Raw genomic sequence first — 19,740 nt, forward strand, 5'->3', positions numbered from 1 at the left:
CTCAGCCCTCTGGTATTTGTATTTAGTCCGCTGCGCGAACGGGCATTTATATACAGGCGTCACCACAGATGTCACACGACGCTTTAGCGAGCATCAGTCGGGTGGCATCAAATCCGCTAAGTATCTGCGCGGTAAAGGTCCGTTAACGCTGATGTATCAAGAGCAGGTTGGCAGTCAGGGTGATGCACTGCGGCGTGAGATTGCAGTTAAAAAGCTGAGTCGCAGTCAAAAGCTGGCATTGATTGAATCTGTCGAACATAGTGCGATATGAAAGAGCAAAATCCTGTTAAGTCTTTGGTATTTGAATACAATGATTAAGCACTGGAATGGCAGTGCTTAATAGCTTAATGATTAATTTCCATAATAAATCAAGTGGTTAAGATTTCATCGCCACCAAAGACTGGTCTGCATTGGGGTTAGAGAAGTAAGAATTGAAAGTTAAAAAATGCCACTGGCCGGTTTATTGCCGGATTTATTATTGGGGTGAGTCGATTTTTTCTTCTGCTGCTGAGTGATAAGTTTGTCTGCTATTGGTATTCTGAAATCCATTCAACAGTTTAAGAATGCCACTTACACAGATCTTTTCGCGCTCTCGAACTACATGTCCGGCCTTTTTCTATGCTTAATTTACAATCCCTGGTAGGGCTTCTCTTAAAAGTTCCAACTCCTTTTTGTTTGCTTTAATCCAAAGTTTTTTCAAGTTTGGTATCGAAGCCAAGATTTCTACTGTCTCTTTAGTCTTAATTACATTTGTTTCAACAAGATACAACGCAAAAATATTTTTATTTCCACGCAACTCGTCAATACTGGACAACTGTGGGTTTCCACTGAGGTCTAAAATTTTTACGCTGTCCAGCGTTGAAATGATAGAACCAAAATCTAACTTTTGACATTTATTTAAAGATAAGTAGCTTAAATTCTGGGTGTTTCCAGTAATTTCAGAGAGTTTGCTTGCATGGGACACACTTAATGATTCAACTGAGTCTGAGCATAAATTAATTGACTCTAATGAACGAACAATGGAGCAGTTTAATGAAATTGCGACATCAACTTTTAGATTAATAACTTTGGAGTTGAATATATTTACATGCTTAATCCCGTCAACCAATTCAGATGATTCATTTTGCTTAACATAACCTTTCCGAATGAATGCCATTATGGCTTTCCAATCATCTCGCTGCCACTCAGCGTTATATACATAATCCAATATTGGTAATATAGAATCGAAGGTAGGTAATGAATTTTCCCACCTCTGCCATTCTGAAACATTTTCTGGTGCTAACTTTATATATTTCTTAAAAGATGAAATGTCCATATTATCACTTAATTAAAATTGGGTTGTCGAATTCAGAACGTTGATCTCTTCTGGTATATTTTTGCATTTCTTTTGAGAAGCGGCTCTAAATTCTGATGATTTATTCTGTCACGCTATCCCTTTACTCACTCTTATTTGAGCTGACTAAAGCTTTAAAGCGAAGGTCACTCTTGCTCAGAGGGGTAAGTGCCTCGGCTTTGGTGAGATATTGCATAGTGATGTGGATAGCGTCTTGATGGTGACTAAATTCCCTAAAAATACGCTTTGCAATCAGCAGATTTAATTGATGTGCAGCTAATGAGGCATGCTCATGCTTTATCTGTAAAATAGCCTCTTCTAGGGAGATAGGGGGAATTTCTTCCAAGGTTATAAGAAAGGCTTTTGCGACAGTCCTGGCGTGTGAGAAATAGTCTGAGTGCGCATCTAAGGCGTAAATATGCTTGAAAATGTGTTTGGCTAGAGCTTTATTGCCGTTGCGATAAAAAGATTCGCCATCAAAACAAATATCCCCTAGTCCTTCCATTATCTGTCTAGGGTTATCCGATAGAGAAAGCGCTTCAATTTCTTTTTGGTATTCCGAAAACTGATCCATATTCTCGACCTTACTGGCAATACAGTGTGACTTTTCGACTATTGAAGTGGGAAGGCTGACAATCTTAGCAAATCCACAAGGTTAAAGCGTAACGGTCTGAATAAAATCAACATCATTTCTGCAAACTCAAGCTTAATTTCGGTATAAAAAATGCCACTACAAGGGGTTAGTGGCATAAATGCATAAGTCTGGCATACGCTTAAAAGGGTGGGTAGAAGACTGACATCTTGGCTGGGAACCGTTGCAACATCAGCCTCTACGCCGGGAAGAGGGTAAAACCTTTGGGAGTTGAGGGGTAAAACGGCGCGTTATTGCATGCTCACTGGGCCGTCGATTTTGTTAAATGTCACATCGCCAGAACCTGCCGCAAGAATCGTTAATCCCTTAGTGTTAAAGACATTAATATTGCCTGAGCCGTCTGTGATGGTCACAGCACTTTGCACATTGGCGACCTCTATGTTGCCCGAGCCGTCATCAATTGCGGTATTGCCGCGAATATCGGTCAGCTTGATGGCACCAGCGCCATCTTCAATGGTTAGGCTGCCGTTGATTTGGCTGATTTCAATATCACCTGAGCCATCCTCTATGTTGATATTGTTACCACCGTTGATAGTGAGTTCACCCGAACCGTCTTTGACGTTCATGTCTGACGTCATCTTGCTGATCAAAATAGCCCCTGAGCTGTCATCAATATCCAGTGTAAAGTTCGCAGGGACTTGCAGTTTTAGGTCTATATAGGGCGAGTCATTATTAGAATCTGTTTGCTCAAAGTTGGCCTTGAGCTTGGCTTTATTGGCTTTTTTCTCAAGGGTGAGAATGACTTTGCTGTCATCGTTGCCGTCCTTATTGCTATAGATGTCGGCGATGAGTTTAATTTGGGCTAGGCCTTCGACACCGATAATTTCGAGACTGCCTGCGCCAGTTTCTGCAATCAGGCCTTGTAAGTCTTGGCTATCGAGTGTGAGTTCGCGTTGCTGGTGGTCTAAGTCTGGCATGCCTGCAGCGTTCACATTAAGAATGCAGCCAGTGAGCGATACTCCAGCAGTAAAAAACACTATAAAAGCGAGGGTGAATATAAATGGGCGTAGTGACATGTTAGCTTCCTTGTTTATCTGGCACTCGATTTTTTGGGTGAGTGCTGAGTCGTCTTGCGATGAATAAGACATTGCACAGCCCATGCCAATTTTAAGTTTCATTTATAATCAATTGGTTAAGCTGAAAGTGTCCGAGGTTCACTGTGCGGACATGTCCGCTACATGGGTGATTTACTCATAGATTAGTGAAATTGCTCATTTATTAAGTTAGTTTAAGCTCCGTAAGTCACGCGGAATCAAAAATACAAAAAAGACAAGAAGGGATGCTGATGGATTATTTAACAACAAACAAAACGGCTTGGGATGCGCGCACTCGGGTACATTTAACTTCTGATTTTTATGATGTGGCGGGCTTTCTTAGTGGTAAGACTTCGCTGCGGGAAATTGAGCTAGGTGAACTCGAGGTTGCAGGTAAAAGTTTGCTGCATCTGCAATGTCATTTCGGCTTAGACACCTTGTCGTGGGCGCGAATAGGGGCGAGAGTCACAGGCGTCGATTTGTCAGAAGTCGCGATTGTTGAAGCGCAAAAGCTGGCAGAACGGACACAGTTGTCCGCCGAGTTTGTCTGTAGCGATGTTTACAGTGTGGCGAGCAAGGTTGAGCCTCACGATATTGTGTTTACGTCCTATGGCGCCATTGTTTGGCTGCCGGATTTAACTCTGTGGGCGCAGACAGTGGCTGCCTGTTTAAAACCCGGCGGACAGTTTTACATGGCCGAGTTTCATCCGGCGCAGCAGTTGTTCGATGGTTATAGCTATTTTAATCGGGGTGAGCCAGACATAGAGCTGGAAGGCACATATACCGAAAATACCGGTGATGATCAGCAAACCTTAATGTGCTGGTCGCACAGTTTATCTGAAGTGATCAATGCGTTATTGCAGGCAGGCTTAGTGTTGGAGTTCTTCCACGAGTTTGATTTCAGCCCCTATAACTGCTTTGAAGGGCTCGAAGCACAAGCCGATGGTCGTTATGTGTTAACACACCAAGGGCAGAAGGTGCCCTTGGTGTATAGCATCAGTGCGCGTAAGCCTGCGTAATCACAACCTTTTGTAATCGCGATGATCAACGACTACGGTAAACCGGATACTTAAGGTATTGGTTATCGTAGTAAGGGCTACGTTCATAGAACCAGCGTAGGCGTGCCTCAGGATCGGCGGCAAACTCTGTATTAGTCAGTGCTTTGTCGAACTCAGCTTGTAGCTTAGGATCTTCTTTCAGCATCTTGGCAGCCATTGGCTCTACTGCATAATCTTCAATGTATTCAGTGCGAGTGAAGATAGGATTGAAGAAACCCCATTGCAGTAAAGAATCTGGTGATTGCGGCTCAAGCAGTAAAATCGCCAGATCACCTAGCGGTTGATCCGTACTGATTTTAATGGTGCCAGCGGGCAGAGTTGTACTGACTTTGGTTAACTCTGACTCGGCTTTGACCGTTTGGCGGCCCTCAAAATCCTTAGTGTTAAACACGGGATTGCTGAGGGTATATTGTTGCAATTTCAACTCGGTTGGCTTTTTGAGCGTGGTCATGCGAATGCCATGCACGTTAAGACGATCAATCACTTGAGTCCATTGAGCGGGAATATAGTAAGCACTCGGACGAGTGACCTTAATGTCGGGCACTGTTTCAGCCATCACAGGCAAGTTAGGGTAAAGTTTTGGTTCACCTGTCCAGCGCACAACTTCAGCGCCACTGATGGGGCTCTTTTCAAGTTGATAATCTATGCCTTTAAAATCCCAGCCTTTTTCTAATGGTGCTAATTTCCAAGTAAGGGTGATTAGCGGTGAGGCGCGGTATTTATCTTCTTGAATCGCACTCTTAAGTTTCGTCGCCTGTTCACCCACGGTTTTGAGGGTTTGCGCTAACATCACATAAGTGCCGAGCACCCTTTGCTTAAAGGGCTTTAGGCTGTGGTTTTCAACCAGAATGGTGGGCAAATGGCGAGCATCGCCATAACCGTTAGAGAAGCGCGGGCTTGGATTCCACAGCGACATGCCTTTGTTAATATCGGCGTTATCCACGGCAAAAATCAGTGCGCCGGGAATATGGCCTTGTTCCGTTAATGCGGCTTCAACCGCAGGTCTGTAGCTGTTTTCGAGCCAGCGGTAGCTCGCAGGGCTTAAGCCTTGGGCAAGGTTATAACCAAAGGTAACATCGTATTGATAGTCGATGCCGTCAGTAACATGGACATCGATATACAGATCTGGTTGCCATACGTTGATTGCGCGCAGCATGTGCTGCATTTCTAAGCTGTCTGCCTTAGCATAATCGCGGTTAAGGTTGAGATTATTAGCCGTAGTGCGCCAGCCCATATTCACTGGGCCACGTTGATTGACTCGATTAAATTCGCCGCTGCGCTCATGGGCATCAACACTAAACATAGGCACAAACAAGAGGTTAGCTTTATCGAGCAGGGCACTTTTATCGCCTTGGATAATGTCACGTAGCAGCATCATGCCGGCATCTTTACCGTCGATTTCTCCCGCATGAATTCCCGCCTGCACTAGCACTGTCGGTTTAGTGTTTTGTTTGAGGCGTGCCGATTCATTAATGCCTTCACTGCTGGCGATATACATCCAAATATCGCGCCCTTGTGGGCTCTTACCTAAGCTCACCTTTTGTAATTTATCTGTCTCGCCCGCGAGTTTGTCGAGCCAAGCGATAGTGGCATCGTAGCTTGGACTTTCAATACCGCCACTTTGCTCGAAGGGAGTCGCCCACTCGCTATCAACACTTAACATGAGCGATTCGCTGGCGCCATGCCAAGTGATGCTTGGCGGTAAAATCGCATCGTTGACAAAGGTGTTGGCTCGTTCAGGAATGGGCGCTGGTTGTGCTTCTGGCGCTGCAACTGTGGTATCGGCCAGTACATTAGTCGCAGTTTCAGTCGCTTGGCTATTCGCTGCTGGACTTGCATCCTGTGACGTTGTGATTACTGGGGAGCCAACTGCCAATGTTTCGGTGGTAGAGGCTTGCGCCATAGTGGCTGCCGGAGTTGTTTGGGCTGTGGTTTTCGCATCATTGGCAAAAGCATTCCCAGGGTACAGATTGCCCGTAGAGAGACAGGCAATGGCGATAACGGAGAAAGAAAACAAGCGCATGAAAAGAGTCCATCTATCGAATTTTTATTAGGACGGTATCTTTTCATTAAACGCCCCGTTAACGCAAGGGCGGCTAAGGGTTATCCGGCATTTCTGGCATGGATTTAAGCACTAAGCGGAATGGTAAAATCGACTAAGCCGTTTTGTTGGGCGTTATCTGAGAAGCTGGCCGCTTGTTATAGGCAATGTCGATAATGGCAATGTCTTTATAAAGTGCTTCGACGGCAATCGCGAGCTGATAAATCAGCCAGCTATAACCTGTGAGCGCAAATCCCTGCGGCACTTGGTCGTTTACGGCTGTCACTGGATCTGCGGTCGATGCTTGAGTGGCTGCGACTAGGGCAAGCTGGAGTCTGTGTTGCAATTCTTGATCTAAGCATTCTGGCAGTGTCGGCAATTGTTGAGCTTTACCCGCCACAAATTCTGCAAGTTGTTGCAAATAGAAGGCAAGCTCAGAGGCAACCGCATTAATCTGCAGATAGGCGTCTTTGTCTTCTTCCTGCCAGCGGGTTAAGGGTAAGAGTTCGAGTAAGGTGATTAAGCGCACTTGTTTATTGGCTAACTGCGACAGTAGCACTTTGTGTTTTTTGAGGGTTTGACTTTCCCATTCCAAGGAGAAAAACAGTTTCTTTTGAGTGAGTACGGCCTTCATCGCAGCCTCTAGTCTAGCGCGAAAATCGAGCTCATGATTGGCGGGTGCCTTAAGATGCTCGGCTAATACTTCGGCCATATTGTCGATGGCATGGGTGAGTTGGGAGCGCCAATCTTGTTTAGCTTTAATCGGAAAAATGAACAGTGAGACCAAAATAGCAATCACGCAGCCGGAGAGGATGTTGGCCGTGCGCCATAGTGCCTCAGAGGTGTCATGGTTGGCGTCGCCGACCACGATTATGATGGTAAATCCGGCCACTAAATAGGCATAGCTGTAACGTCCGGCCGAGATAAAACAAATCAAGCTAACGGCTAAGATCAGCAGGCTCATGATTAGCCAATAACTGTCCACAGTGGCAACTAACATCACCCCATAAGCTGAGCCTAAACAAGTGCCTATAGCCCTTTGTAGCGACTTTTCAATCGCGCCGCCTACTTGAGGTAAGCTCATCATAATGATCACTATCGTGACCATGCTCCAAATAAAATGCGGTGGCGCCCAAATGGCATTAATAGTGACAGCAACGAGTAAGGCTAGCCCGAGCTTTAGGGCGTGGATTGAGCGGAAATGGCGATAGATAAAGTCGGCAAAGGGTGTGGCTGGGGCAAATACAGACATAGGGCAAAATTCCTTTGAGCTAACTTAGCGATGTTAATCTGGTGGCAGTATCGCAGAAAAACCGTGTCACTTGCGGCCATAGCGCCATAAAGAAATGTAAATTGCGAAATCTAGCAAATTGAGCTTAGTGGATGGCGCGGGAGATATCACATTAACACTCAGATTAAATAGGCTTAACTGATGCGTGTAGAGGCAGGCCATTATACCGTGCTGCAGATATAAAAAAGGCTTGAATAAGCATTGCCTATTCAAGCCTATATTCAAAGTGTTTGAGTTAGCTTAAGCTGCGCTCACTATCCGCTTTAACGTCAACTTCTGTGTATTTATCCATGATCAAGGCACAAGCCGCATCGCCAGTGATATTGAGTGCGGTACGGATCATGTCAAAAACCCTGTCTAACGCAAACAGCAAAGGTAAACCATCGATAGGAATTCCCGCAGCTAACAGCACTGCCACCACTAAAAAGGATGGGCCTGGCACACCAGCTTGACCAATTGCACCTAAGGTTGAGGTGAAAATGATGGCCGCATAGGCTGTCATCGATAGATCAACGTTATACATTTGGGCGAAGAACATGGCCACTAAACCATAATAAATCGCGTTGCCGCTCATATTAATGGTGGCGCCTAACGGCAGTACAAAAGCCGTGGTTGCCTTAGAGACTTTAAGATCTTCCTCGCAGGTTTCCATATTCACTGGCAGAGTTGCCATTGAAGAGGCGGTCGATAAGGCCATCACCTGCGGCTTCTTCATTGCCGAAATAAACTGGCGCGCCGACACTCTTGAGAAGAGTTGTACCACTAATGGGAAGAAGATAAAGCCGTAGATCAGAATCGCAGCCACAAACACGGCGAATAACTTAAACACGACTTCTAGTGCATCGAAACCGAAAGTGCCGACAGAATCGGCCATCAAACCAAATACACCGATAGGGGCAATGATCATCACGCAGTTGATCATCCACACAAAGGCATCAACGACTGTGTTGAGTGCGGCCAAAATAGGTTTAGCACCATCGCCTTTAACTTTAGTCAGTGCGATGCCGAAGAAGATACTAAAGACTAAGATTTGTAATATGTTACCGCCGTTCAGTGACTCGAACACATTGGTTGGGATCATGCCGATAAAGGTATCCATTACCCCGGGCAATGCGCCATGTTCCTTGGTTACTTCCATCAAGTCTGTGCTGCTGTGGGCGGTAAAATCAACGCCTGCACCCGGTTGGAACAGATTACCCATCAAGAGTGCAAGCACAACGGCAAAGCCCGACGTGACAATAAAAAAGCCGAAAGTGCCAATGCCAATCTTACCCGCCGATGGGCTGTCACCTAAGCTCGCCGCGCCGCTGATGATAGAAACCAATACCAGTGGTATCACTAGCATTTTGATTAAATGGATGAAAATGGTTCCGAGTGGTGCAAACACACTTGCACTCTCGCCCATGATAAAACCCACCAGTGCGCCGATAATCATGGCAATAACCACTTGCACACCAATGTTACCTAATAAACTCTTGCTCTTCATTCTTGCGAAACTCCCCAGTTGCCGCAGCATTTTGTGTCATGCACAGACGATTTGAACCTAGACGACTCAAGCTTTAGTGATTAAGGCTTACTCTAGGCTAAAGATTCACTCTATGTTAAAGGCAAATGCCCGACATTTTTGACCGAGTAAAGTACCACAATTGCATAGCAGGGGATTGTGAAACATCACTAACCTTGGTTTCAAAATAACCAAAGTCTAAATCATGTTAACGTTAAATGAGGAATGCTTAAATTTATGCGCTTAAAAATGAATAAAGCTTATTTTATTGTGGGATTTTAACTGCCGAATTGATGAATTGTGATTTTGCGTTGGGTTGCAGAGTCGCGTTGGGTAGATATAACGACTGTTGAAAGTATCAATTTTAACCTTTGCGTAGTTTTTTCTGTGGTATACAACCCGTTTTTTCCATTATTTATGGATGAACTGACTGCAAGAGATTGGAAGGAGCAGATTAACTCAAAGCCATAGACTTATATTTTTTAAGCAAGTTAACATGTCACTCTGACGTTAATATGAAGGAGACATTGGTGGATATAGGATCATTCCTTGGCGAATCAGAGCCGTTAAAAAACTGGATTAATAAGTGTATTACTCAGCGAGGCTTACAATATTGGCTTGTTTATCAAGATACTGCGGAAAATGAAATTCTCCAACTGACCACGCGGCTACTGCCAATTGTCGATGATATGAGGGATTGGTCTAATGAAGAAATCGATGAGTTTGAAGATAGTCTGATAAACAATGGTTATTGCTATCTGCTCAATATGGATCAAATCGAGGATGTAATCGATAATCTTAAGCAGCAAAAAGCTCAGCCCAGTGAACAGGAACGACTTGAAGCTATTATCTTTTACTATGAGCGAGATGCGTTTATAAGCCTTTAATCGGTGCTAATTTGCTTGATGGCGCTATGGGTGACGAGTCACCCCTACGTTACCTTGGCGCTTAGCCACTTAAGATGAGCCCAGATAAACGCCCCGAAATGTCACTTCAGGGGCTCGGATGGATTAAGGTTTACTTTGCTAAGGACTTAAAGTGGTTGTACAGCGTATTGCTGAAACTGCTGTCGTAGGTGAAGCGATAAAACTGTTTATTTTCAGCAGAATCAAAAGCCTTGTATAGATCAGCCTCTGTTAGCAAGTTGGAGGTGACAAGGTAGTGGTATGGTCGCACGATTTTGTTTTCAATCGGTTCTACGACGATTTCAGTGATGGTTAACAGCTTGCCACCGTTTGGACTGGCGCTAATCTCCCATTCATATTGGCCTTCGGGCTGACCGAAACTATCGAGAATGGTGAATTTATTTGCTGAGTCCTCAATGTAACTCTCGGGGTAAGCGTGGGGCCACAACAGCTCTACCAACAAGCTAGAGGACAGCTGGCTTGCGGTTTCAACGCCTGTTTCATAGGTAATGGGATCTTCTGCGCGGCAAATTACGTCGGCTGCTTGTTTAACATCAGTACGATATATTTGCGCCGGCCAAGAGAGTGACGTCAGCTTAAGATCTGAAGGAAGGTTTGCCAGCAAATCCTGCCAGTCGGCGGCCGTGTTCTGATACTTATTAAAATTCATCTGGATTTCGATATCAGTACCAGCGTAAACGGTTTTTAATAGATTGCCTTCGATAATCGGTTCTTTAAGGATATAACCTTGATCGTTACGCGAGGGATTAATCCATTTTTTCATCGGCTCATTCCAGCATTCGTTGGCGATCTCCTCTCCCGGCGTTTGGTCGATAAGCATCACTGCGCTACCTGAGATCACGCCAAGCATGCTTTGATGCTCAACACCATAATCTAAGGTAATGAAATGGCTGCTACGAACAGTTTCGATATTGAGCAGATGAGATTCGCCAGCATGGTTGAGCATGCTGCTAAATACTGTATCCCAGTCAGTGCTGTTCATCGCTTTATCATCAACTGGCGCTTCCATATAGCCGAAGGACACTAGTGTGCTTTCAACCTTATTGGTGATGGCGACGGGATTAGTTTGCAGGTAAGCCGTTGTCCCAAAGCCATAACCCTTGATTAAATTCTCGAAGGCTTCAAATGTGGCGATTAACACTTCGATGGCTGCCAAAATTTCCACTGTGCGCTCATTGGTGAGGTTTAGCAGATAATCGTGTAACAGCATCGTGTCGATAAATGTTGGTTGCAGGGTGATTTCGGGAGACAGACTAAATAAATCGGCTTCGACTTGTTTAAATCCACTGGCGTATAAGGTTTTTAGTTTTGCTCGGAACTCAATCACTTGCTGTGGCGTTAAGTCGGACTCAATCATTTTTCGATAGCGTGAAAACTCAATATTAGTCAGCGCATTGATGTAACCGGCATGGTCGGGCAGGGCGACTATATTGACATTGCCTGTCGTGCTGGTGTTGGCGTAGCCCGAGGCTGCGCTAACAGCCAATGCAGAGCGTGCAGATGAAGGCGTGCTATCAACCCAATTTGCCAGCAGGTAATACTTCGGTTTTTCGGTCTCGCTTTTCCAATCTATTTGATATTTACCATCGGTATCCGTCGTTGTGCTGGGTTCGCCCTCAGAGCAGCTTAAGTCCTGGTTGAGATCGACACACACATTCGCACCAGCGATGGCACCGATATAGCTGACTTGCCCAGTAACGTTATGCGCATATTCAGTCGGTGGAGTAGGCTCTGGGATCGGTGTTGTATCATCTTTATCGTCCGAGCCAGAACATGCCGTCAGTAAACTGGTGGCGATAAGCAAAGAGAGCAGTTTAGGTTTAAACATCTTGTATCCTTACGTGAATATACTCGGCAACTTCCATCGCCATTATTTAAGCTGTGTCTATTTTATTTTAATATTAATCAATATCTTGGAGCGTTTTTCTATTGTTGAAATGTGATTGGCTTTACATTGGGTGCGATGACGGGGTAGGCAATAGCGGATAGCAATTGAGAACGCTTTTGATGAGACGTTTACCATTTTTTAGAGAAATCCCTCTCGCTACGACTTAACATCCAATCCTGTAATTAACTCAGGCGACTGTTGTGCTAGTGTTAATTGCTTGTGCATTTTCCTTTCTGTTTAAAAATCAAACAAGTATGCAAAAGTATGAAAGGTGCATACTTAGCTTGAAGATTTTAATGAGAGACTTGAGCTGGTTAGATCGCACATTCCAGCATTAACAGTGGTATGCCATTGGCTTCAGCTTGTTGCATACGTTCTGCCATGTCTGTTGGACTCAGTCCAGGATGGATAGGAATAAGCTTTTCTGATGCCAATAATGGTTTGAGTTCAGCTCAATTTACAGTTTTGTCAATGCTGATGGTCCGTACGTTAAGTTCGATTAAGCTTGGCCAATTATTTGAGCTAATGCGGCTGAGGAACAGGCTATCGAGTTTTATGTTTTTACCAGAAAAGTCAGTTACCTTCATATCGGTCAGCATTAAGGTTTTAAGATTATTACTGTTCAGATTACCGAGTGTGCTGAGCGTGCCATCTTTTAAGCTTAGGGTGTCGAGATTGTTAAAGGCGCTGAGATCTTGCAGCGTCACTATGTCTGTGGGGTTAAATTGGCAGTTAAGCAGGCTGAGTTCTTGGCTCTGCTGAATAGCGAAGAGCTTAGTTTGTTTTTGGATGCAGTCATTAAGTGGCATATTGCTGAATTTAACGGCGGATATCGGTTGTGAAATCTCAGTAGAGATCTCCGTTTCAGGCTCATCAGACTCGCTATTGTCTTGCTCAGTATCCTCTTCGATGGCTTGTTCATCTCCCATATCATCGAGTATTGGCGCATCATCTTCAGCCATTTCATCTGCCATATTTTGTGATGCAGTTGGGTGGGGCAAGCCCTGTTTAGCAGCAAATACATTAATAAAGGCGTTGGCTATTGCATCCCCTTTTTCGCCTGTGAGTCCATCGACAATAGCTGGTGTATCATCGCCTAAAACACAGAGCCGAAATCGATGAAACAGACTCGTTAAGGTGTTAACCCGTGCCTGATTAATATTCATGTCCATTAAGGCTGGAAAAGCGTCGCCTAGGTTTTGGAGTTTAGGGTAAGTGTTGAGCCTATCCACATAGGCGTTGAGCTCTTTGATTTGTGTTCTGAAATCTGCCACAAGTTCTGGTTGATGGCATTGACTCGCATGCGGAACTTGCTGCTGTAATTCTTTAAAATACCTAAGGTACTCATTCGCTAACGTAAGCTGTTGCTTTGCCTTAATCGCCAGACGTTGAGGAATGCCTTCCCTTATAACGGCAAGTGCATCACCTTGATGACGATCTAACGCATCGTCAATTCTGTCCTCAGGCGCTGTTTCCCCTAATGCAATGGCTTGCTCTATGAGTGGTACTGTTTGGCTGTCAAAAGTCGCCAAAGCCTGATCTCTATCCTGTGCGGCGCTAGCAGGAAAAATACTGCAGGCAAGTAAACTACACAGTGCAATAATTCTTATCTTTTCCATAAGTATCAATATCCGTTTAGCTTCAATTTTCAGATTATTTTAAAACATACATAGTAGGTTCCAGTTAGCTAAGCAGGGGAACATTGCAAAATGTTGATAATTGCTTACCTATCGCCTGTATTTGGTGCAAGTCACCATATTGAAATTTCAATGGTTCAATTTGAGTATCCATCACTATCAACAAATCATACCCATGGGGCTGGCCGAGACGTTGCCGTATTTGAAATGCTGCGATGTGGTTGATGGGGATGACTTGTTGAGTTAGCGGATAGAGCGAACTGACTTTAGTGGTGATCAGTTGTCGTTCGAGATCAATCTGAATACGCCTTCGAGCAAATAGCAGATGCCAACTAAGAAGTGCAATGAATGACCAGATAATCACTTCGCCATAGGACCAATGTTCAAAACCTAGTGCGTTAAATAAGGTGATTGAAGCGACTAGGCTTGCAAAAATCCATCGCCCAATGCTTTGTGCTCGAGTTTTAGCCATGATTGCTATGGTCGGTGAGAGTTGTTTAAAGTGCATCGCTATAGGCTTCCAATAAACTTCATCGCAAAGCCAAACACCATAATAAATGGCAGCGGATAAAACAGTTTAAGTATTAATTTGGGGTGCCAAAGTGGTTCGATATCTGCCGAAGGCGGACGATGAGTAGGATTGTCATTCTCTTTAGCGTCAATCGCTTGTGCGCTATATCCATCGACCGTGTTGATGGTGTCGACCTCTTGCACTAGCGGTTTATTCTGATCATTTAGCGAGAGTGACGCGATAAGTGGTTCATTCGATGAGAGTATGTCTAGCTCACGGATATTGGGAAATTGGGTGATTTGCTCTTTGGCAGGAAGATTAAATGTCTGTACAAAGAACATCATAGCTTGAGTGGTATCGGTTAAACTGCCGATGGAGTACACAAGATTATGCAACTTAAGCTCATATTGGTTTCTGTTGTAACTATCGTGGCGCAATAGTAACTCAGTAGATTTCAGTGGTGCTAGGTAGGCTTTTTCGAAGTGATACCCCAAAAATTGTGATTGTACAAAGCGTTGCTGACTTGGATTATCGAGCACTAAATGCTGCTTGAGCGCCCAGAGAATGAGCACTACAGGTAGCAACAATGCCACCATAAACTGGTAAAAAGTCTGCTCACCGCCGTCGAGGGTGATCGTCATGATAAGAGATGCCGAAAGTGGCAATAGTCCCAATAATGCTAACCCTCGACGAACATAATGGCTCTTAGTTGCAAGGCGAAGCTGTTCAGGTAATCCATCAGGATTGATAAATCTTTGAGCTTTTTTAGATAATTGCGAATACTGCATCACTACCTTGCCTTTATGTCGTTGTCTGTTTTAGGTCACTTACGGCAATTTGGAGAGGAACCAACCTTTTGGTGTTTCGACAAATTTGCAACTGACCGAGGCTTGATTATTGGGGCTGGTGATCAGCAGTTTAACTCTTGCTTCTTGGATAGCGCCTTTTTGCCGTTTAGATTCGTCTGCTGTGCTATAGCTCACGCCTTTGTGAGTAATTTCATCCATGGTTCGGTCAACATACCAACGTTTATGGGAACGTTGCAAAATCTCGCCCGCATATTCCTGTTCTTTTTGAGTTGGTGCGTACGGCATGAGAGCGATAAAGGCCGCTAGGTCTTGGGTCTTAATAAAATCGAAAGTACCTAAGCAGCGTTGTTTTAATTCATCGTCTAATTTTTGATTTACTGCTTGCACACATAGCGGCATAAATAAAAGGACGATTATGGATAGAGTTCGGGCGGAGTGGGTTAGTCGCAAAATAAACGTCCTTGTGATGAAAGTGAATCTCGGCTAACAGACAGGCTAAGCGATTGACATCTAATATGTTGTTAGCCTGTTTTTTTCGTCAGTTATTTTTGCTTTTAGAGTCCATCATCACAATCACGCTAAAGTATTAACTTTTGTTAGGTAAGGTTTGGTTAAAACGGCAGATTATCTTCGAAATACCATTTACCGGCAGCTTCAAACAGATTGCAGCTCACACCACCAGTTAGCTCTCTTCCATTAGGTTTTACAAAATCGAAGCTATAGTTCAACTCCACCATTTGTGTCATATCGGGATATTGGCCTATGTTCTCTTTACTGGGTTTACGAAAGCTTGATTTTTGTGGTGAAAAAACCATTTTGTCTAAAGGAACTTGTCCAATATCTTCCCGCTGATAACCATTGATGCTGAGCATGGCCATCTTCTTCGCTAACTTGCCCTCATTCCATGTCTGTAACATGGGATGAAACTCTTTAATCATGTCATCCATTTTGTTATCGCGAATATCCTGCATCATTTTGTCACAACGGGGTTTAAGCTCGGCAATTAATTCAGCAGGTAACTCTGAACCAGTGGCGTACATGGGGAATATCGCTGCAAGCCCTAGCAGTAGAGATATAGGTTTACCGAGTTTAAATAGGCAGAGTTTCTGTAATTTCATATGAGTTCCAATATCAAGAGTGTTATGCCACAGGGTTGAGACCCGTATTGCTGACTTATATTTCGTAAGAAATACGCGATTTCTGTCATTAAGAATAATCGCATCGCGTTACTGCATCAGCTTGCGAGTGCGTCATGGTTCTAATGGGTATCTCATTATTTCTGGTAGTTATCTCGCTATAACGTATTGAGTAATTTGTTCACTGCATCGCCTGCCGCCGCGACCCTCTGAAAAAAAGGCGGTTGATTAAACGTTTCGGGCTTTGTGATGTGGCTACGAATATACTCTTCGAGTTGCTTAACTTCGGGTAGGGATTGGGTTTGTACAAAGAATGATTGATAGTCAGGGATGAAAGTTGTGCTTTTAATGCCGCCAAATTGCCAAGCACGTGATACCGCTGTAGTTGCATAATCAACAGTGATTTCAGACTGACCATAATAGACGGCATTAAGTATTTGTTGATCGCCTAAGAATACCAATATTTGGTCGTACCCTTTGTTGGAGACTGGTAGTAGTAACTCTTTTTGAACTCTAAAAAAGAGAGGAGCTTCATTATCACTGCCCATTGATAGCGCAGATAACGTCGACGCTTTGAGGGATACATCAGAGGCTATTTTTAGTAACACTGAGCGATTAACTTGCACATTAAGGGTATTGCTCTTGCCGTATGTATTTTTGACATATAATTCTCCCGAAACAGCGATATTGGGAATATCAAAAATTAATTCAACTGGGTTGATTGAGCGCGGCATAATCTCTTGTCCAGAGAAAACCACTTTAGTCTGTTCATTAAAATGGCTGCCTCTCAGTAACATTTCAGCGCCCGGTTTTGCCCGCAGAGCCGTTTGCTCGTGTATTATGGGGATATTTTCATTACGATAAAGGATATCAATGCCATTGGCGCTGATTAGATTTGAGGCAACAAAATACATTTGGGTTGCGTCCTCTGGCAAAATGAAATCCACACTTGCATCTTGATTGACTTTGACTGGCATATTAATTGGTTCACCAGACTTACGGGCAAATACAAGTAAACCGTCACTCAGGCCATCACCCAATATTCGATGTTTTTTATTCGCAATTAAAACGTCTTTTATTGGAGTCTGTCCATCATGTAGATAATAGATAGTTCTAATTTCTTTATAATTTTCAGAAGGGTAGGCCGCAGATCTTACTCGTGAATGAGGTTCTATATCATTGACATCTAAAATAAGATCATCGTCGTCATCGAGATCGATGAAATCAGCCAGTGCATCGCCATCAAAATTGAGCGGAGATTGACTATTCTTACCTACTTCCATGGCATCCAATACCGAGTTTCCATCGGCATCAAGGTCAGCAAACGCTGCTAATCCGTCATTATCTAAGTCAGTCGCACCCTCCAAGCCATCTTTTATTCCATCTGCATCAGTATCATCATCGAGCCAGTTGGGTAAGCCATCGCCATCGACGTCATGCAGCATCAGATTGTCAGATTGAAATACATAGAACTCTTCCCCGTCATAAATACCATCATTATCATTATCAGTATCCTGAGAATAAGCTTCAAAACCGAAGGCTGGTTCTATTGCGTCATCAATGGCATCTACGTCATTATCAAAAAATGCCGCTATCTTGTAGTTAAAATCAGGCCTGCCGCGGAAAAGTTTGTCATTGATTACCAGATAATAAACGCCTGATGTCCTCGGTTTTACTTGGATTGCGCGCTTATATTTTCCGACAGGCTGATAGTTTGGTGCCCATGCAAGGATAGCTAGTCCCTCGCTATCTAACACTGCCATACCTGGTGAGAAATCATGACTTTGGGAAGATAATAAAAACGTGACTGATTTGCCTGCCTCTAGTTTTATCTGGTAAAAATCGAGATCATTGACTTGTTGCACAACCCCAGAAATACGCGATGGGATTTGTTGGACATGATTTGCAACATCTTGATTATTATTGAACTCTTCTTCAGCAACTAAGGCGTACTGACTTTTATATTTATCAAACGGATAATCATCCAATTCATCGGGCACGCCATCACCATCTTCATCTTTGTTTGCCCAAGTGCCATGGTGTTCTGTGGGCGTGACAGTTGTTGCTTGTGTAAATAGCGGCATGGCTAAAAGGGCGATTAAGGATAGGATCCGAGCTGTGTGGGAAGATGGCAAAATAAACGTCCTTGTGATGTAAGCAGGGTTTGGCTAACTGACTAAGTAATTGACATAATTACCAGTATGTTTCTTTTTTAGCCTGCCATTTTTACGTCTAGAGTCCATCTCCTCAATCACGCTAAAGTATTAACTTGTGTTTGATGTAGTTTGATTAAAACGGCTGGTCGTCTTAGACATACCATTTATACGCAGTTTCAAGCTGCGTACAGCTGACGTTTCCTATTCGCTACCTTCCAATTGACCTCGAAAAATCGAAGCTATAATTCAGCCCCAACATTAGTGTCATATCGAGATATTGACCTACAGTTTTAGATGAGAGACCTGCATTACCATAAGGGCTGTTAGCGCGAAATGAGCCACTACAGGGAATGCTAAAAGCACGATTTTAAAAATATATTTAGCAGAGCAATGTCGTTGAATAATTTTGACTGGGTAGTCAAAATATACCATTAAATAAAACATCTGTTTCAGTGGGTAATGAAGGACGTCTAGCTTTAGTGACTTACCTGATACTAGGCAGATATGGGTTTCGTAAATGGTACGAGTGGTTACCCCCTTGTTGGTTTGCACCCAATATACAATATCTATACCGCTGATATCTGTTTTTGCTAGCTCCAATTGACCATTTGGCTCATTTACTAGACTGTTGACAGGTAATGAAATTCTGTCGTTATTGATGTGTATCTGTTGCGTACCATTCAATTTGTATTGTCGCTTGATTAAGTAATGTCTGATTATAAAATGCCCAGGGACTAGGCACATATTGATAATAACAAGTGTCAGTGGCACTGTCGGGAACTGTGGGAATAACGCAATTGCACCAGGGGTGATAAAAGGCAATAAGCCCATTAATAGCAAGCCCAAAGACAGCAGTAACTGCTTAGGCATAGACAGGGGATAGAAAAAAGAAACCACTTTAAATGACATATCGCTAGTGGTGCTAAGGGTTTCCATTCCTTTAAAATGAGTTGTTTCAAACCAAGATTTGTCATTGATAGTTAACTTTTCTTGCATACTCTCGCCTTTGCTACAGTAATCCAATGGATTACTGTAATGCTAAATTTAATATAGTGAGTCTAACTGAGTCAATATAGTTGTTCGCAATTTAACGCTTTATAACAAGTTAAGCAGATACCAATTATCTTCCACTAAGGCGAAGCGACAATGACCTGAACTCCCTTCTTCTTTATTGGTTTGGGGGTTAATTGAGTCAAAATGGTAACCTATCCAGAGTTGAATGTTATGATCTCGACGTTTTGCTTCAGAGCTTACTGTATTATTTTTTGAATTTTTAGCATCTTCGAAATAATAATTAGCATACTCGGCTAAATTAAAATTCTTTATCCCGAAATGATTTTTTGTGTAGTATTTATCATGTGTTATTTTTAGATGTTGTGCGACTTGTGTATCCGTTACCGCAACAGGGTAAAAAATCGATTTAAAAAGTGCAACATCTTGGTTTTTTACAACATCAACGGCTTTTAAACAGTTGGCTTGTGGTACTGAGATATCAAGCTCGGCAGGGGGGGGCAACCAGGGCAAGATCACGAACATTTTTCAACCAAACCAAGCTAGTAGTTGACCCAATCGCCAGCTTATGATCAGATACTGCCTTTTGCAAAAGGGCAATTCCGTGAACCTGAACGTATTTTCTGAACACTTTTCCAGCATCGAAGACACTCGCCAGTCCGCCAAAGTCACTTACCCACTGTTTGATGTGCTGTTTCTCACGCTATGCGCTGTGATTGCTGGCTGTCAGGGCTGGGAAGATATTGAAGATTT

18 protein-coding genes and 1 pseudogene are annotated in these 19,740 nt (G+C 43.5%); 4 read left to right on the forward strand and 15 right to left on the reverse strand.

What is annotated here, in order from left to right; translation table 11 throughout:
* Position 1: 1 nt before the first annotated feature.
* Positions 2-271 (forward strand): annotated as a pseudogene (locus tag L5M49_RS17815) (GIY-YIG nuclease family protein); the annotation flags it as partial.
* A 351-nt stretch (positions 272-622) separates the two neighbouring features.
* On the opposite strand, the gene L5M49_RS17820 reads toward L5M49_RS17815, so the two are convergent.
* From L5M49_RS17820 to L5M49_RS17830, 3 genes are all read right to left on the reverse strand, one after another.
* On the reverse strand, positions 623-1,315 hold the full coding sequence (locus tag L5M49_RS17820; protein ID WP_263266576.1) for a hypothetical protein: 693 nt from the start codon (positions 1,313-1,315) through the stop codon (positions 623-625).
* Positions 1,316-1,436: 121 nt separating this feature from the next.
* The gene (locus tag L5M49_RS17825; protein WP_263173754.1) at positions 1,437-1,907 is read right to left on the reverse strand and encodes a hypothetical protein; all 471 of its coding nucleotides are present in this window, start codon (positions 1,905-1,907) and stop codon (positions 1,437-1,439) included.
* Between the two features lie 308 nt (positions 1,908-2,215).
* Positions 2,216-3,001, reverse strand: coding sequence for a hypothetical protein (locus L5M49_RS17830; protein ID WP_263266588.1), 786 nt, complete (start codon positions 2,999-3,001; stop codon positions 2,216-2,218).
* 269 nt (positions 3,002-3,270) lie between these two features.
* Here L5M49_RS17830 and L5M49_RS17835 point away from each other — a divergent pair, with 269 nt between their 5' ends.
* On the forward strand, positions 3,271-4,038 hold the full coding sequence (locus L5M49_RS17835) for a class I SAM-dependent methyltransferase (RefSeq protein WP_263173756.1): 768 nt from the start codon (positions 3,271-3,273) through the stop codon (positions 4,036-4,038).
* Positions 4,039-4,063: 25 nt separating this feature from the next.
* Here the strand turns inward: L5M49_RS17835 and L5M49_RS17840 are convergent, their stop codons facing one another.
* The 3 genes from L5M49_RS17840 to L5M49_RS17850 form a co-directional block, all read right to left on the reverse strand.
* Positions 4,064-6,100, reverse strand: coding sequence for a M14 family metallopeptidase (locus L5M49_RS17840; RefSeq protein WP_263266577.1), 2,037 nt, complete (start codon positions 6,098-6,100; stop codon positions 4,064-4,066).
* 133 nt (positions 6,101-6,233) lie between these two features.
* Positions 6,234-7,370: an FUSC family protein gene (locus tag L5M49_RS17845; RefSeq protein ID WP_131525700.1), complete on the reverse strand. Its 1,137-nt coding sequence runs from the start codon at positions 7,368-7,370 to the stop codon at positions 6,234-6,236.
* A 274-nt stretch (positions 7,371-7,644) separates the two neighbouring features.
* Positions 7,645-8,895, reverse strand: coding sequence for a dicarboxylate/amino acid:cation symporter (locus tag L5M49_RS17850; protein ID WP_105250986.1), 1,251 nt, complete (start codon positions 8,893-8,895; stop codon positions 7,645-7,647).
* Between the two features lie 548 nt (positions 8,896-9,443).
* Here L5M49_RS17850 and L5M49_RS17855 point away from each other — a divergent pair.
* The gene (locus tag L5M49_RS17855) at positions 9,444-9,800 is read left to right on the forward strand and encodes a hypothetical protein (RefSeq protein WP_263266578.1); all 357 of its coding nucleotides are present in this window, start codon (positions 9,444-9,446) and stop codon (positions 9,798-9,800) included.
* Positions 9,801-9,930: 130 nt separating this feature from the next.
* On the opposite strand, the gene L5M49_RS17860 is transcribed toward L5M49_RS17855, so the two are convergent.
* The 9 genes from L5M49_RS17860 to L5M49_RS17900 form a co-directional block, all read right to left on the reverse strand.
* Positions 9,931-11,667, reverse strand: a complete 1,737-nt coding sequence (locus L5M49_RS17860) for a hypothetical protein (RefSeq protein WP_263266579.1) — start codon at positions 11,665-11,667, stop codon at positions 9,931-9,933.
* 512 nt (positions 11,668-12,179) lie between these two features.
* Positions 12,180-13,346: a hypothetical protein gene (locus tag L5M49_RS17865; RefSeq protein WP_263266580.1), complete on the reverse strand. Its 1,167-nt coding sequence runs from the start codon at positions 13,344-13,346 to the stop codon at positions 12,180-12,182.
* Between the two features lie 64 nt (positions 13,347-13,410).
* Positions 13,411-13,872 carry a hypothetical protein gene (locus L5M49_RS17870; RefSeq protein WP_263237095.1) on the reverse strand — a complete coding sequence of 154 codons (462 nt, stop codon included), beginning with the start codon at positions 13,870-13,872 and terminating at the stop codon, positions 13,411-13,413.
* A 2-nt stretch (positions 13,873-13,874) separates the two neighbouring features.
* Complete coding sequence (locus L5M49_RS17875; RefSeq protein ID WP_263183191.1) at positions 13,875-14,663, reverse strand: hypothetical protein; 789 nt, start codon at positions 14,661-14,663, stop codon at positions 13,875-13,877.
* 39 nt (positions 14,664-14,702) lie between these two features.
* On the reverse strand, positions 14,703-15,071 hold the full coding sequence (locus tag L5M49_RS17880; RefSeq protein WP_263266581.1) for a hypothetical protein: 369 nt from the start codon (positions 15,069-15,071) through the stop codon (positions 14,703-14,705).
* 224 nt (positions 15,072-15,295) lie between these two features.
* The gene (locus L5M49_RS17885; RefSeq protein WP_263266582.1) at positions 15,296-15,802 is read right to left on the reverse strand and encodes a hypothetical protein; all 507 of its coding nucleotides are present in this window, start codon (positions 15,800-15,802) and stop codon (positions 15,296-15,298) included.
* Between the two features lie 176 nt (positions 15,803-15,978).
* Positions 15,979-17,955: a hypothetical protein gene (locus L5M49_RS17890; protein ID WP_263266583.1), complete on the reverse strand. Its 1,977-nt coding sequence runs from the start codon at positions 17,953-17,955 to the stop codon at positions 15,979-15,981.
* Between the two features lie 303 nt (positions 17,956-18,258).
* Positions 18,259-18,972, reverse strand: a complete 714-nt coding sequence (locus L5M49_RS17895) for a hypothetical protein (RefSeq protein WP_263266584.1) — start codon at positions 18,970-18,972, stop codon at positions 18,259-18,261.
* A gap of 99 nt (positions 18,973-19,071) precedes the next feature.
* Positions 19,072-19,512 (reverse strand): hypothetical protein, encoded by a 441-nt coding sequence (locus L5M49_RS17900; protein WP_263266585.1) that lies wholly within the window; start codon positions 19,510-19,512, stop codon positions 19,072-19,074.
* 43 nt (positions 19,513-19,555) lie between these two features.
* Here L5M49_RS17900 and L5M49_RS17905 point away from each other — a divergent pair.
* Positions 19,556-19,740 (forward strand): transposase family protein (locus L5M49_RS17905; RefSeq protein WP_411569100.1); only part of this gene is annotated, 185 nt, incomplete at its 3' end.

It is taken from the genome of Shewanella sp. SM74, from assembly GCF_025653725.1.
Lineage (GTDB): Bacteria > Pseudomonadota > Gammaproteobacteria > Enterobacterales > Shewanellaceae > Shewanella > Shewanella oncorhynchi.

What these genes read in the sequence shown, in the direction of transcription:
- L5M49_RS17885 (WP_263266582.1), bottom strand. Translation starts at nt 15,802, where the DNA reads ATGAAATTACAGAAACTCTGCCTATTTAAACTCGGTAAACCTATATCT.
- L5M49_RS17840 (WP_263266577.1), bottom strand. Translation starts at nt 6,100, where the DNA reads ATGCGCTTGTTTTCTTTCTCCGTTATCGCCATTGCCTGTCTCTCTACG.
- L5M49_RS17845 (WP_131525700.1), bottom strand. Translation starts at nt 7,370, where the DNA reads ATGTCTGTATTTGCCCCAGCCACACCCTTTGCCGACTTTATCTATCGC.
- L5M49_RS17835 (WP_263173756.1), top strand. Translation starts at nt 3,271, where the DNA reads ATGGATTATTTAACAACAAACAAAACGGCTTGGGATGCGCGCACTCGG.
- L5M49_RS17825 (WP_263173754.1), bottom strand. Translation starts at nt 1,907, where the DNA reads ATGGATCAGTTTTCGGAATACCAAAAAGAAATTGAAGCGCTTTCTCTA.
- L5M49_RS17850 (WP_105250986.1), bottom strand. Translation starts at nt 8,895, where the DNA reads ATGAAGAGCAAGAGTTTATTAGGTAACATTGGTGTGCAAGTGGTTATT.
- L5M49_RS17820 (WP_263266576.1), bottom strand. Translation starts at nt 1,315, where the DNA reads ATGGACATTTCATCTTTTAAGAAATATATAAAGTTAGCACCAGAAAAT.
- L5M49_RS17865 (WP_263266580.1), bottom strand. Translation starts at nt 13,346, where the DNA reads ATGGAAAAGATAAGAATTATTGCACTGTGTAGTTTACTTGCCTGCAGT.
- L5M49_RS17895 (WP_263266584.1), bottom strand. Translation starts at nt 18,972, where the DNA reads ATGCAAGAAAAGTTAACTATCAATGACAAATCTTGGTTTGAAACAACT.
- L5M49_RS17870 (WP_263237095.1), bottom strand. Translation starts at nt 13,872, where the DNA reads ATGCACTTTAAACAACTCTCACCGACCATAGCAATCATGGCTAAAACT.
- L5M49_RS17830 (WP_263266588.1), bottom strand. Translation starts at nt 3,001, where the DNA reads ATGTCACTACGCCCATTTATATTCACCCTCGCTTTTATAGTGTTTTTT.
- L5M49_RS17860 (WP_263266579.1), bottom strand. Translation starts at nt 11,667, where the DNA reads ATGTTTAAACCTAAACTGCTCTCTTTGCTTATCGCCACCAGTTTACTG.
- L5M49_RS17875 (WP_263183191.1), bottom strand. Translation starts at nt 14,663, where the DNA reads ATGCAGTATTCGCAATTATCTAAAAAAGCTCAAAGATTTATCAATCCT.
- L5M49_RS17900 (WP_263266585.1), bottom strand. Translation starts at nt 19,512, where the DNA reads ATGTTCGTGATCTTGCCCTGGTTGCCCCCCCCTGCCGAGCTTGATATC.